We start from the raw sequence: 13,284 nt of genomic DNA on the forward strand, positions 1-13,284 counted from the left end.
TTTTATTGATTGCTATAAAGTAAAATCTGTGTGATTCGGAAATATGCCAATCGCGAATCCTTCCGTTTTTCCTGTTCAGTCCGTACTTGTGTTGTATATTTCTGATTCTACGAGATGATTCCTATCCATTCTTCATGTACTGAGAAATGGCTGTTCTGATTGAGGGAAGTTGATTCACATTTAATTTCATCCCCTGTTTTGAGATACACTTTGAAATAAGTGTCAGAGTAACGTTATATTATTAAAAGTACTTAACGAAAGCCCAATCCATCACTTTTTATTTGTTTCTTTGCACCAAATTCGGGAATAGTGTTGTCTTGTGAATCGAGGCAGCACTTAATTTTGCTTAGAAATTAATGGAGAAACTCATTATAAATGCTTGTCCGGTGTGTGGCAGTACGCACTTGAAACGCGTCATGACTTGTACGGATTTTTATGCTTCGGGCGAACAGTTTGAACTGTGTTCGTGTGAAGACTGCGGATTTACGTTCACGCAAGGCGTGCCGGTAGAAGCAGAGATAGGCAAGTATTACGAGACTCCCGATTACATTTCCCACACTGATACGCGCAAGGGCGCGATGAATACCATCTACCATTATGTACGTTCCTATATGCTGGGTCGCAAAGCGCGTCTGGTAGCAAGGGAAGCACACCGTAAAAGAGGGCGTTTGCTCGATATCGGGACGGGAACCGGATACTTTGCCGACACCATGGCACGCCGTGGATGGAAGGTGGAAGCAGTGGAGAAAAGTCCGCAGGCACGTGCTTTTGCAAAGGAGCATTTCGATTTGGACGTAAAACCCGAATCAGCTTTGAAAGAGTTTGCTCCCGGTAGCTTTGATGTGATCACCCTCTGGCACGTGATGGAGCATCTGGAACATCTCAATGAAACATGGGAAATGCTTCGTGAACTGCTGGCAGAGAAAGGGATGCTCATTGTGGCAGTGCCCAACTGTTCTTCCTATGATGCAGGACGTTATGGTGAATATTGGGCGGCATACGATGTCCCCCGCCATCTCTGGCATTTCACTCCCGTCACTATTCAGCAGCTGGCTTCCCGTCATGGATTCATTATGGCGGCTCGTCATCCGATGCCGTTTGATGCGTTCTATGTATCGATGTTGAGTGAGAAACATCGCGGCAGTTCGTGCAGTTTCCTCAAAGGGATGTATGCGGGGACGCTTGCGTGGTTCAGCACGTTGGGGCGGAAAGAACGGAGCAGTTCGATGATTTACGTATTCCGGAAAAAAAGATAGCGCATGGGAAATAAAAACAGATATAAGTCGAAGTCACTGTTCGATATGCAATTCATAACGTCCAGTATCAGTACGACATTGGTGTTGCTGCTGTTGGGGCTGGTTGTGTTCTTTGTGCTCACGGCGCACAATATGTCTGTATACGTCCGCGAAAATATCAGTTTCTCCGTTCTTATCAGTGATGACATGAAGGAGGCGGATATTCTGAAACTCCAGAAGAAACTGAATCAGGAACCTTTTGTGAAGCAGTCCGAGTACATCTCCAAAAAACAGGCTCTGAAAGAGCAGACGGAGGCGATGGGCACCGATCCCGAAGAGTTTCTTGGCTATAACCCTTTCACGGCCTCCCTTGAAATCAAGCTTCACTCCGATTATGCCAATTCCGACAGTATCGCGAAGATAGAGAAAATGATCAAGAAGAACTCTAACATACAGGATGTGCTCTACCGGAAAGAGCTGATCGATGCCGTCAATGAGAATATACGGAACATCAGCCTTGTGCTGCTGGCGCTGGCGGTGGTGCTCACCTTTATATCCTTTGCACTGATTAACAATACGATACGGCTTGCCATCTACTCCAAGCGCTTCCTCATTCATACCATGAAGCTGGTGGGTGCCAGCTGGAGTTTTATCCGTGGACCTTTCCTGCGGAAAAACGTGTGGAGCGGCGTATTGGCAGGTATGCTTGCCGATGCCATTCTGATGGGAACTGCCTACTGGGCGGTGACGTACGAACAGGAGCTGATTCAGGTCATCACGCCCGAAGTGATGCTCATTGTCTGCGGCAGCGTGCTGGTATTCGGAATAGTGATAACGTGGTTGTGTGCTTACATCTCGATGAATAAATATCTGAGGATGAAAGCCAATACCTTATATTATATTTAGGAGAATAACATATAGTTGGAAATTTAGTAACTTGTAACAAAATAAGCTTATGTCTGACAAACAGAAATTTGCCTTCGATAAAGTGAACTTTATCTTGCTCGCGATAGGGATGGCGATTGTCATTATCGGATTTCTATTGATGACGGGACCTACGTCGTCCGAAACGGTTTTCGAACCGGATATTTTCAGTGTACGCAGAATCAAGGTAGCACCTGTTGTTTGCCTGTTTGGCTTTATATCGATGATATACGCAGTGTTGCGTAAACCTAAAACAAAAGAATAATAAAAAGAAATTATGAGTTGGTTGGAAGCAATGATCCTCGGATTGATTCAGGGATTGACAGAGTATTTGCCTGTAAGCAGCAGTGGCCATCTGGCCATCGGATCGGCATTGTTTGGGATACAAGGGGAAGAGAATCTGGCATTTACGATTGTCGTGCATGTAGCTACCGTATGTAGTACGCTGGTGATTCTGTGGAAAGAGATTGACTGGATTTTCAAAGGATTATTCAAGTTTCAGATGAACGATGAGACTCGTTATGTGATCAATATCGTGATTTCGATGATACCGATTGGTATTGTAGGCGTATTCTTTAAAGATTATGTAGAAGCTATTTTCGGTTCGGGACTGATGATTGTAGGCTGCATGCTGTTGCTGACTGCTGCCCTGCTGTCATTCTCGTACTATTATAAGCCACGTCAAAAGGATAAGATTTCGATGAAAGATGCCTTTATCATTGGTCTGGCACAGGCTTGTGCGGTGTTGCCGGGGCTGTCCCGTTCGGGATCTACTATTGCTACGGGACTTCTGTTGGGAGATAACAAGGCAAAACTGGCGCAGTTCTCTTTTCTGATGGTGATCCCTCCCATTCTCGGGGAAGCGTTGCTTGATAGTGTAAAGATGATGAAAGGTGAAGATGTAGTGGGGGATATCCCTGCGTTATCATTGGTTGTTGGCTTTCTGGCGGCTTTTGTAGCCGGTTGCCTTGCCTGCAAGTGGATGATTAATATTGTGAAGAAAGGAAAGCTGATCTACTTTGCCATCTATTGTGCAATAGCGGGATTGGCAGTAATTATTACGCAGTTGTAAGTCGTGAGTCATTTTACTCCCACTCACAACTCGTTATTTATAACTCTATAACGTGAATTTTAAAAAAGGAGAAGTACTGTTTTTCAATAAACCTCTCGGCTGGACATCATTTAAGGTAGTAGGACACGTCCGCTATCATATCTGCCGCCGGATAGGAGTGAAAAAACTGAAAGTAGGTCATGCCGGAACGCTCGATCCTCTCGCCACGGGAGTGATGATCCTCTGCACCGGCAAGGCTACGAAACGAATAGAAGAATTTCAGTATCATACCAAGGAATATGTAGCCACGCTCCGGTTGGGCGCTACCACTCCCTCGTACGACCTGGAACATGAAATAGATGCCACCTACCCTACCGGACATATCACCCGGGAGCTGGTGGAAGAAACACTGACGCACTTCCTTGGTGCCATCGAGCAGGTGCCCCCTGCCTTTTCCGCCTGCATGGTGGACGGCAAGCGCGCTTATGAGCTGGCACGTAAAGGCGAAGAGGTGGAACTAAAGGCGAAGCAACTTGTTATTGATGAGATAGAGTTGCTTGAATGCCGTCTGGACGATCCGGAACCGACGATCCGAATCCGCGTGGTGTGCAGCAAAGGGACGTATATCCGTGCCCTGGCCCGTGACATCGGCGAAGCGCTTCAGAGCGGAGCCCATCTGACGGAACTGATCCGCACACGTGTGGGGGATGTCCGTCTGGAAGATTGCCTGGACCCCGAACACTTTAAAGAGTGGATCGACCGGCAGGAAATAGAAAACGACGAAGATAATAATTAACGTAATAAGGAATAGATATGAAGCTATCACAATTCAAATTTAAGTTACCCGAGGATAAAATCGCTTTGCATCCTACGAAGTATAGAGATGAGTCGCGCTTGATGGTGTTGCACCGTCGTACTGGAGAGATTGAACACAAGATGTTCAAGGATGTTTTGAACTACTTTGATGATAAAGACGTATTTATATTCAACGATACGAAGGTATTCCCGGCACGTCTGTATGGTAATAAGGAGAAGACGGGAGCTCGTATCGAAGTATTCCTGTTGCGTGAGCTGAACGAAGAACTCCGTCTGTGGGATGTGCTGGTAGATCCTGCCCGTAAAATCCGTATCGGCAACAAGTTGTATTTCGGTGCCGACGACTCGATGGTAGCGGAAGTAATAGACAACACCACTTCCCGCGGCCGTACGCTCCGTTTCCTTTATGACGGACCGCACGATGAGTTCAAGAAAGCCCTCTATGCTCTGGGTGAGACTCCCCTGCCCCATTCCATCATCAACCGTCCTGTAGAGCCGGAAGATTCGGAACGTTTCCAGTCCATCTTCGCCAAGAACGAAGGTGCGGTAACTGCTCCGACAGCCAGCCTGCACTTTAGTCGTGAGCTGATGAAGCGTCTGGAAATCAAAGGTATTGATTTCGCTTATATCACCTTGCATGCCGGTCTGGGCAACTTCCGTGATATCGACGTAGAAGACTTGACGAAGCATAAGATGGACTCCGAGCAGATGATTGTAAACGCGGAAGCTGTCAATACGGTCAACCGTGCCAAGGATAAGGGTAAAAACGTGTGTGCGGTAGGTACAACTGTGATGCGTGCTATCGAAAGTGCGGTGAGCACCGACGGACATTTGAAAGAATTTGAAGGCTGGACCAACAAGTTTATCTTCCCTCCGTATGAGTTTACTGTGGCCAATTCGATGATTTCCAACTTCCATATGCCATTGTCTACACTGCTGATGATTGTGGCCGCTTTCGGTGGTTACGAACAGGTGATGGATGCTTATCATGTAGCGTTGAAGGAAGGTTATCGCTTCGGTACATACGGTGATGCGATGCTGATTCTGGATAAATAAACGAAAAGATACCGCTATGAAAATCTGTCCCAAATGCCACGAAGAAGTAGAAGATAGCTTTGAAATCTGCTGGAACTGTAATTACAGCTTTCCGGACGATAAGATATTGGATATGACTCCGGCGGAAGAGAATGATGACAGCGGGCGGTCTATCGACTGTCTGCGTTGTCAGGTCAGGATGGTTTATTCCGGAAAATATGAGTTTCATGAAGGAATGAACACGGGCATTTTTGGAAACTTGTTTGAGTTATTCCAGAATCGCGAAGCATTCGACTTATACGTCTGCCCGAAATGTGGCAAAGTAGAGTTCTTTGTTCCTTTGGACAGGGAGCGGGAGTTTAAGGTAGAATAGACCGGTAATGGCGAAAGTGTATATAAGTCTCGGCACTAATCTGGGAGATAAAGAACAGAATCTCCGGACTGCCGTGCAAAAGATAGAGGAGCAGGTAGGGAAAGTCATTTCCCTGTCTGCTTTTTACATCACTGCCCCTTGGGGATTCGATTCGGAGCATAGTTTCTTGAATGCGGCGGCGTGTGTAGAAACGGAACTGTCGCCTCTGGAAGTACTGCAGAAGACGCAGGAGATCGAACGGGAACTGGGACGTACGCATAAGTCTGTCGGTGGCGTATATAGCGACCGGCTGATTGATATAGACCTGCTGCTTTATGATGATCTGATACTTTCGGTTACTTCTCCTTCCGGAGCAGCACTCAACCTCCCCCACCCTTTGATGGCGGAACGTGACTTCGTGATGCGCCCCTTAACGGAGATTGCCCCCGAACTGGTGCATCCGGTATTGGGAAAGGCAATGAAGGTGCTGCTGGCGCAGATAGAAAAATAATACAGCATTCTCTTCCCCTTGCTTATCCTTTTACTTTTTACTTTTCTTTTCGGCGATAAACCTCGGCAGATAAGCCACACAGCCCACCAATACTGCATATAACAAGTGAATATCCTGAAACTCAATCTTCAGGAAGTGGCATACAATGGCGTAAATGGCAATGGTGAATCCTATATAAAGCGCCAGTACAAAAAGAGTTCTTAATTTATTGTTGATAATCATATTTTTTCTGTTTAGGATTAGGATGGCGGAGGAATAAATGACGGTTCAGAAGGCAGATGATAGTTCCGCCGATTCCTCCTTTTGCAAACTCATACGTCCATGAAAATTCGTCTCCTTTCCAGAAATAATCCATGACGAGGAAGATGATGACTAGAAGGATAATGGAAAATACATATTGCATTAATGTAATTGTTCTCATACCAATTTCCTGTATATATGTGTTAAACATTGCCCAAAGATAAATATAATCTCCGAATAATACCTATCTTTGTCCCCGAAATGAAAGTGTGGACAGATTTGAGCAGCTTGCAACCACGGAAAAAAATGCTAAAACACGTCTTGTTGACGCCTTTTCGGCAATGCTTCCGCAGCTCTCTTCCTCCCCTCTTTATTTTCCCAATTTTAATTTTCAATTTATAATCTTTAATTTAAAAAGATGGGATACTTATTTACATCCGAATCGGTGTCGGAAGGACACCCCGACAAGGTAGCCGATCAAATATCGGACGCCGTGCTTGACAAACTGTTGGCTTACGACCCCAGTTCTAAAGTAGCTTGCGAAACACTAGTAACTACCGGACAGGTAGTATTAGCGGGTGAAGTGAAAACTAAAGCGTACGTTGACCTCCAGCTCATCGCACGTGAAGTGATTAAGAAAATCGGTTACACTAAAGGAGAGTACATGTTCGAAAGTAACTCTTGCGGTGTGCTTTCTGCCATTCATGAGCAAAGTCCCGACATCAACCGTGGCGTAGAGCGTCAGGACCCGATGGAACAGGGTGCGGGCGATCAGGGCATGATGTTCGGCTATGCAACGAACGAGACAGAAAACTATATGCCGCTTTCGCTTGATCTGGCACACCGCATTCTGCAGGTGCTGGCTGATATCCGCCGCGAAGAAAAGGTGATGACCTACCTCCGTCCGGACGCCAAGAGCCAGGTGACGATTGAATATGACGACAACGGAACTCCTGTCCGTATTGATACTATTGTTGTTTCTACGCAACACGATGACTTTATTCAGCCGGCTGATGACTCTGCCGAAGCACAGCTCAAAGCTGACGAAGAAATGCTGTCTATCATCCGTCGTGACGTTATCGAAATCCTGATGCCCCGTGTCATTGCTTCTATCCATCATGATAAAGTACTGGCATTGTTCAATGATCAGATCGTCTATCACGTCAATCCGACCGGAAAGTTCGTGATCGGTGGTCCTCACGGAGATACCGGTCTGACAGGCCGCAAGATTATTGTGGATACTTACGGTGGCAAAGGCGCTCACGGTGGTGGTGCTTTCTCCGGAAAAGACCCCAGCAAGGTGGACCGTAGTGCCGCTTATGCTGCCCGTCACATTGCTAAGAATATGGTTGCGGCAGGTGTTGCCGACGAAATGCTTGTACAGGTGAGCTATGCTATCGGTGTAGCACGCCCGATCAACATCTTCGTGGACACTTACGGGCGTAGCCACGTGAATATGACCGATGGCGAGATTGCCCGTGTAATCGACCAGTTGTTCGACCTTCGTCCGAAAGCTATCGAAGAGCGTCTGAAACTTCGTAACCCGATCTATCAGGAAACTGCCGCTTATGGCCACATGGGACGTGAGCCGCAAGTGGTATCGAAAACGTTCTTCTCCCGCTATGAGGGCAATAAGACCGTAGAAGTAGAACTCTTTACATGGGAGAAACTGGACTACGTGGATAAGATCAAGGCAGCTTTTGGTCTGTAATTTTATTTGAAATCAGCTTATAGCTTTACGGCTATTTAGTCCATAGTGAGCCGCAATCTCATCTCTTCTTATACGGGAGAGATGAGTTGCGGCTTTTGTTATTCGGGGTGATGCTATAAGTTACGACTTATAAATAGGTTGAATTTGAACTGTTTATAAGTTATGATTAATAAAATCGTTATATTTGTTGCGGTTGACAAACTTGTAAACAGCAGATGACTATATTTGATTTCTGACACAAAGTATGGGTTGTGGTATATAGTACATGACTTGGTTGTGAGAAGTACTTCAGTTACTGGGTTTCAGTACTACAGTTAGGTTGATGATGTATAACGTTTGGGGCGGAGATGTACAACAATTGAATGAAAGATGTATGACTTTTACTCTATGCTATTATTATCCTGTAATCTGCATTCAGCTTTTTCAGTTTCGTCCGCAAGCTCCCTGTCAGAAGGGGATAGCGGCTGAAAGCACAGCTTTACAACCCCGTCTCTGACATACTTTGAAAGGGGGTCAGGTGGTTTCAGTTCTTTCAGCCCTGACATACGGGCTAAATTTTGTAAGCCCCGAGCTGAACTTCATTCATCGCCGAGCTAAAGTCTGTTCGCCTCCGAGGTGAAAGTTGGCGAGCTGCCGGCTTATTTCAGATCAATCAAGCGAAGAGTGTGTTCTGATCAAACAGAGAGTTCGTTTGCCTTGGATACAGGCTCTGTTTATCTTGAATACAGGCTCTGTTTGAGGTAAATGCAGGTTCTATTTCAACTGTTGGCAGAGTTTATTCATTATACACAGTGAGTCGGATAGTAATTAGCGGAAAGCCTGTGTAGGAATGAATAAAATATGGGGAGATTTCCAACTCCTTGAATGGTGCTGGCTGACCTGCGGAATGGTACTTTCTGACACACTGAGAGGTACCATCTGATATCTTGAACGGTATCAAGTTCGAAATTGTTTTTGGGGACTGAAAGGACTGAAGCACCTTACTCCCTTCATAAAGCTTCAAGAACGGGGTTGTAAAACTGTGCCTTCAGCCGCTATCCCCTTCCGACAAGGCGTTTGCGGGCGAAACTGAAAATACTGAATGCGGATATTTTTTCATTGTATGGAATATGGAGATTTAATTTGTTTTTGTCTATAATGTGTCCAGCTTATCTTTATTTTTACACATAAAGGTTGTTGGTGTCGTAAAAAAGGTTTTTCTTTGTATTATCATAATACAAAACGATAATGACAGGTACACGAACATATTATTTATTCAAGCGTATGGGGCTCCGATTCTCTGTTTTTATCGGTCTTTTTCTTTTATTCCTTTCTTCTTGTACTTCTCGAAAGGAAAATCAACTATTGTTGCATGCTGATTCTTTAATGACTGAGTTTCCTGATAGTGCTTTGATTTTCCTTGAAAGTATTCCATTTCCACAAAAGTTATCACGTGGCGATAGGGCGTTGTATGCTTTGTTGCTGACTCAGGCACGGCATAAGAATTATGTAACTTTGAGTGATGATTCATTGATAAAAGTAGCGGTGAATTATTATGGTAAGAAGAAAAGTCTGCGGGCTGCGCAGGCTCACTATTATTGGGGAGCTACGTATCGGGATATGGGGCGTATTCCTTTTGCTGTGGATAAGTATTTAGATGCTATTCAGTTAATGCCTGATGAGAATGCATTCTTGGCAATGATATATGATAATCTGGCGGAATGTTATTTGGAGGAAGATTTATATGATGTGGCTATGGAAGCTTATAAAAAAGCCTATCAAATTCTTTATAAAAATGAGAAATATGCCTATTATTCGCTAAGGGGAATGGCGCATGTTTTTTTGATGCGGAATCAATTGGATAGCGCATTGTGTTATTTCCGGAAAGCCTATGATTGTGTATTAGTTACTCACGATTCGAGTCGGTTACCAATACTCTATAATGACTTTGCGACAGTATATGAGCAGAAGAAAGAATATGTTCGAGCTAATGAATATATTTCAAAAGTAATATCAATGCTAAAATCGGATGAGTTGGACAAGGTTTATCGTCATAAAGGAGAAATTATGCTCGAATTGGACCAACTTGATTCTGCTCGGTATTACTTTGCTCTGAATAAAGATGTACAAGATGTCTATGGGAGGGCTGCACGTTATGACGGGCTATATGAGTTGGAAAAGAGACTTGGTAATTGGGAAGCTGCGGTGCAGAACGCTGATGCTTATATGGTTCTTTATGATTCTATTCAAGAATTATCTGATAGACAAAAACTTGATGAATTAATGGACAATCATCAATTGGAGGAGCATAAAAGAATGGTGTCCCGGCAAGAACAAGCCGTGATTGGCTATTTGGTAGGTACTGTTTTTATTCTTGTGCTAGCAGGTGTTTTCTTTTTCATGTGGAATGATAGAAGAAGAAAGAAACGTTATATTGCTCTGCAAAAAGAGCTTATGCAGAAGCGTGTGGACACTATGGAGCTAAGGGAAGAAAAAGCTATGGAATCTGAAGAGGAGCATATAAATAAATTGGTAGAACTTGGAGAACGGCAGTTCAAACTATGTATGTCTATGTTTGAGGTAACTGAATGTTATAAGAAACTGCAGGCGATGGAGACAGCAACTCCTAAACAGTTGCTGTCGATGAGTGCTTCTAGGTTTGAGATAAATGTGGCGATTCGCAAGGCGTTTATTGACGTAATGGCGAATTTGGAAAAGTGTTGTCCGGCTTTGACTAACGATGATTTATTTTATTGTGTACTCTCATTGATGCATTGTTCAAATATAGTCATTTTAGAATTAATGAATGTATCTTCGGAAGCTCTTAAGATGCGGAAGAGTCGCATTAAAGGAAAATTGAGAGAGGATATATTTGAATATATATTCTGTTGATAATTAGTTTGTTACTGATGTTTTGTTACTGACTGTTACCTTTTGTTGGAAGGGCTGTTACCGTTGTTACCTCATAAGAACAGCTTTATTCATCATACTTGTGTATCTTTGAAACAGAATTTTAAAAACACAATTATTATGAAAACAAAACTTCTATTCTTTTTTTTATTGACAATGTTACTTCAGGTAAGTGTTGACACTTTTGCTATGGGGTTGGCAACTAGGCAGAGCATTAAACTGAAAAGTAAAGGAATGCAGGATTCTCATCGTTCAATACCTCTTCTTCCGACTGCTTATATTGATGGTTCATTGTTGTCGGTTGATTTCCCTGTTGTTGCTAGTTCAGCAACGATTACAGTGAAAAATTCTGAAACAGGTGAGATTGTTTATTCATCCACCGATTTGAATGTAACTACACTCCAAATTGACCTTACAGGAGAGGCTGCTGGCGAGTATTCTTTAGAAATTAGTATCGTAAATTCGATTTTATCAGGTGATTTTATTCTTGAATATTAATGAAAAACTTATGGTGGTGGTTAACCGTAGAACACGATGAAAAGGAATATTTTTATCGCATTAGCTGCATTCGTAATATGCAGTTCTTGTAGCGACAGTTATTATTTGCCGGAGACTGAGCAGGATTTGGCTCAATTGAATAGCGAGTATGATGACGTTAAGGCTAAGGAAGCTGATGACGAGGGAGAAAAGATCGAGACTTTGGCTAGTGAAGCTGAGATTCAAGCATCTATGGATGAGTATAAGGCAGAATTGATGAATCGTGAATCTGTGGCTAAAGAGAGGGTGATGAGAGGTGTGTATGCAGCAAAAGGGGGTGTTGTTGGTGTGTTCAAAATCAGTAGCTGCGGTACATACAAAGAACTTAGAATATCTATGGATTGTGAGGACAAGAGAGACAATTCGTATACTACGGGAAATGTAGGTGCTACATATATTGAAAATGGTAATGTCAATTTTGTTTTCTGCTTAACAAATGCAAGTCGTTATTATCCCGGAGGCGTATTACTTGTTGACCATATTAATTATAATCTGACATTAACTCAAGAGTATCGTAGGGAAAACCGTCAAATGGATGTAATTGTTTGCCACCATGATGCGGAAGATAATAATCCGTCTAACTATGTAGAAGGTAATGACAATCTTTATAATAGTAAAGCCAGTCTTGGCGGTTATACGAAAATAGATGACGATGTAACATTAGCTTGGGGATTTCCATCTAATGGATCATCTTTCAGTATAGCCAATTATTTTGGTCCTGCTGGTATACAATATGGTTTATTGTCGACTACCAATGCTGCAACTGGAACGATTCATTGTGATGATGAAGATAGCAATAATAAAAACTGGATACAAAGATACAATCTTGGATATACTTTAGATAATAGTTTTAACGAGTCTGTAGCATTAAATGATTTTGGGATTACTGAAAATGGAAATACGACCTATTCAGTATCTTTAAGTACAGATGCTAAATTTAGTAAAAATAATAGATTTTACCCATCTCGTTTATATTGATGAAACAATTATTATGCATATCTTTGCTTCTGTTGCTATTTTCTTGTTCTCATGCGAATAAGGAAATAGTGGCGGAAGTGAATGACGAAACTATTCTTTTATCAGATCTGTCGGAAGCTAGTAAACAGGAACTTTTTGATTTATTGAATATGGCTTATGAAATAAAATCAAAAGTATTGGATGATCTGATAAAGAAGAAACTATTGGATAAAGAAGCTAAAAAACAAAACATGACTGCTGAGCAATATTTGGAACTATATGTAGATATGAGAACAGGTACTAATTTAGATAGCATCAAGGCATTTTATAAATTAGCTGATAATCAGGTGAATATAGTAAGAAGTCAATTGTATGGTTCCTCCCCAAAAACGATGGAAGGGGAACTTACTCTGAAAAATAAGCTCCGTTCAATATTTATCCAGCAGTTAGTTGATTCATTGTATAGCAAAGCAAGCATTAAGAAGTATATCTTTCCTCCCAAACAGCCTAAATGCGTAATAACCGACTTATGTGTTTATTATAGAGGAAACATGGATGCTTATGTTAGCTTTATTGTAGCTTCTGATTTTACTTGTGAACGCTGTGTGGCATTTGAGCGTACATTACAACGCATTTATGATAAATATAAAGATAGAGTAAAGTTCGGTTTTGTCAGTTTTGGCGATTCCCCTACCCTTTCTGCATTAGCTTGTGAGGCAGCCGGTCGGCAAAATAAATTTTGGGACTTTCATGATACTATTTTTGCATATGAAGGAGTTGCTGATTCCACTTATATATTTAATTTGGCAAGGAGCAAGAACTTAGATATGATGCGGTTTAAGCGAGATCTACTTTCGTCTGAGAACTACGAGATGCTAGATAAAACTATAAATGATTTGGTGAATCGAGGAATTTTTGCAACTCCTACTATCATCATTAATGACCGTCTTGTATACATGACTAATTCGTATGAAGAACTATCTAGACTTTTAGAATATGAATTGCAGTAAAAACTGAAGAACCTAT

The 13,284-nt window shown here is 42.6% G+C and carries 15 protein-coding genes; 13 read left to right on the forward strand and 2 right to left on the reverse strand.

The window, feature by feature from the left end; genetic code table 11:
• Nucleotides 1–356 precede the first annotated feature (356 nt).
• From HMPREF9007_RS06355 to folK, 8 genes are read left to right on the forward strand one after another with little or no spacing between them, the layout of a single operon-like run.
• Nucleotides 357–1,256 (forward strand): methyltransferase domain-containing protein, encoded by a 900-nt coding sequence (locus tag HMPREF9007_RS06355; RefSeq protein WP_008762816.1) that lies wholly within the window; start codon nucleotides 357–359, stop codon nucleotides 1,254–1,256.
• A 3-nt stretch (nucleotides 1,257–1,259) separates the two neighbouring features.
• A complete protein-coding gene (locus HMPREF9007_RS06350) occupies nucleotides 1,260–2,141 on the forward strand; it encodes a permease-like cell division protein FtsX (RefSeq protein WP_008762817.1) in 882 nt (293 codons plus the stop codon).
• A 49-nt stretch (nucleotides 2,142–2,190) separates the two neighbouring features.
• A complete protein-coding gene (locus tag HMPREF9007_RS06345) occupies nucleotides 2,191–2,424 on the forward strand; it encodes a DUF3098 domain-containing protein (RefSeq protein WP_008762818.1) in 234 nt (77 codons plus the stop codon).
• A gap of 12 nt (nucleotides 2,425–2,436) precedes the next feature.
• Entirely contained in the window at nucleotides 2,437–3,231 is a 795-nt protein-coding gene (locus HMPREF9007_RS06340; RefSeq protein ID WP_008762819.1) for an undecaprenyl-diphosphate phosphatase, read from the forward strand.
• 52 nt (nucleotides 3,232–3,283) lie between these two features.
• Nucleotides 3,284–4,006: a tRNA pseudouridine(55) synthase TruB gene (gene truB / locus HMPREF9007_RS06335; RefSeq protein WP_008762820.1), complete on the forward strand. Its 723-nt coding sequence runs from the start codon at nucleotides 3,284–3,286 to the stop codon at nucleotides 4,004–4,006.
• Nucleotides 4,007–4,023: 17 nt separating this feature from the next.
• The gene (gene queA, locus HMPREF9007_RS06330) at nucleotides 4,024–5,082 is read left to right on the forward strand and encodes a tRNA preQ1(34) S-adenosylmethionine ribosyltransferase-isomerase QueA (RefSeq protein ID WP_008762821.1); all 1,059 of its coding nucleotides are present in this window, start codon (nucleotides 4,024–4,026) and stop codon (nucleotides 5,080–5,082) included.
• Nucleotides 5,083–5,098: 16 nt separating this feature from the next.
• Complete coding sequence (locus HMPREF9007_RS06325; RefSeq protein WP_008762822.1) at nucleotides 5,099–5,434, forward strand: hypothetical protein; 336 nt, start codon at nucleotides 5,099–5,101, stop codon at nucleotides 5,432–5,434.
• Between the two features lie 7 nt (nucleotides 5,435–5,441).
• Entirely contained in the window at nucleotides 5,442–5,924 is a 483-nt protein-coding gene (gene folK / locus HMPREF9007_RS06320) for a 2-amino-4-hydroxy-6-hydroxymethyldihydropteridine diphosphokinase (protein WP_008762823.1), read from the forward strand.
• Nucleotides 5,925–5,954: 30 nt separating this feature from the next.
• Here folK and HMPREF9007_RS06315 read toward each other — a convergent pair whose 3' ends face one another.
• Entirely contained in the window at nucleotides 5,955–6,146 is a 192-nt protein-coding gene (locus HMPREF9007_RS06315) for a hypothetical protein (RefSeq protein ID WP_008762824.1), read from the reverse strand.
• On the reverse strand, nucleotides 6,130–6,345 hold the full coding sequence (locus tag HMPREF9007_RS06310) for a hypothetical protein (RefSeq protein WP_225651565.1): 216 nt from the start codon (nucleotides 6,343–6,345) through the stop codon (nucleotides 6,130–6,132). The genes HMPREF9007_RS06315 and HMPREF9007_RS06310 overlap by 17 nt, the downstream gene beginning before the upstream one ends.
• A gap of 237 nt (nucleotides 6,346–6,582) precedes the next feature.
• On the opposite strand from HMPREF9007_RS06310, the gene metK reads away from it, so the two are divergent.
• From metK to HMPREF9007_RS06285, 5 genes are all read left to right on the forward strand, one after another.
• Nucleotides 6,583–7,875, forward strand: a complete 1,293-nt coding sequence (gene metK / locus HMPREF9007_RS06305; protein ID WP_008762826.1) for a methionine adenosyltransferase — start codon at nucleotides 6,583–6,585, stop codon at nucleotides 7,873–7,875.
• Nucleotides 7,876–9,102: 1,227 nt separating this feature from the next.
• The gene (locus HMPREF9007_RS06300) at nucleotides 9,103–10,746 is read left to right on the forward strand and encodes a tetratricopeptide repeat protein (RefSeq protein WP_022471748.1); all 1,644 of its coding nucleotides are present in this window, start codon (nucleotides 9,103–9,105) and stop codon (nucleotides 10,744–10,746) included.
• Between the two features lie 138 nt (nucleotides 10,747–10,884).
• Entirely contained in the window at nucleotides 10,885–11,262 is a 378-nt protein-coding gene (locus HMPREF9007_RS06295; protein WP_008762828.1) for a DUF3244 domain-containing protein, read from the forward strand.
• A 36-nt stretch (nucleotides 11,263–11,298) separates the two neighbouring features.
• Entirely contained in the window at nucleotides 11,299–12,279 is a 981-nt protein-coding gene (locus HMPREF9007_RS06290; RefSeq protein ID WP_022471747.1) for a hypothetical protein, read from the forward strand.
• Complete coding sequence (locus HMPREF9007_RS06285; RefSeq protein ID WP_032850616.1) at nucleotides 12,279–13,268, forward strand: thioredoxin domain-containing protein; 990 nt, start codon at nucleotides 12,279–12,281, stop codon at nucleotides 13,266–13,268. Before HMPREF9007_RS06290 ends, HMPREF9007_RS06285 begins: the two co-directional genes overlap by 1 nt.
• Nucleotides 13,269–13,284 lie beyond the last annotated feature (16 nt).

Source organism: Bacteroides sp. 1_1_14 (assembly GCF_000162515.1).
GTDB lineage: Bacteria > Bacteroidota > Bacteroidia > Bacteroidales > Bacteroidaceae > Bacteroides > Bacteroides thetaiotaomicron.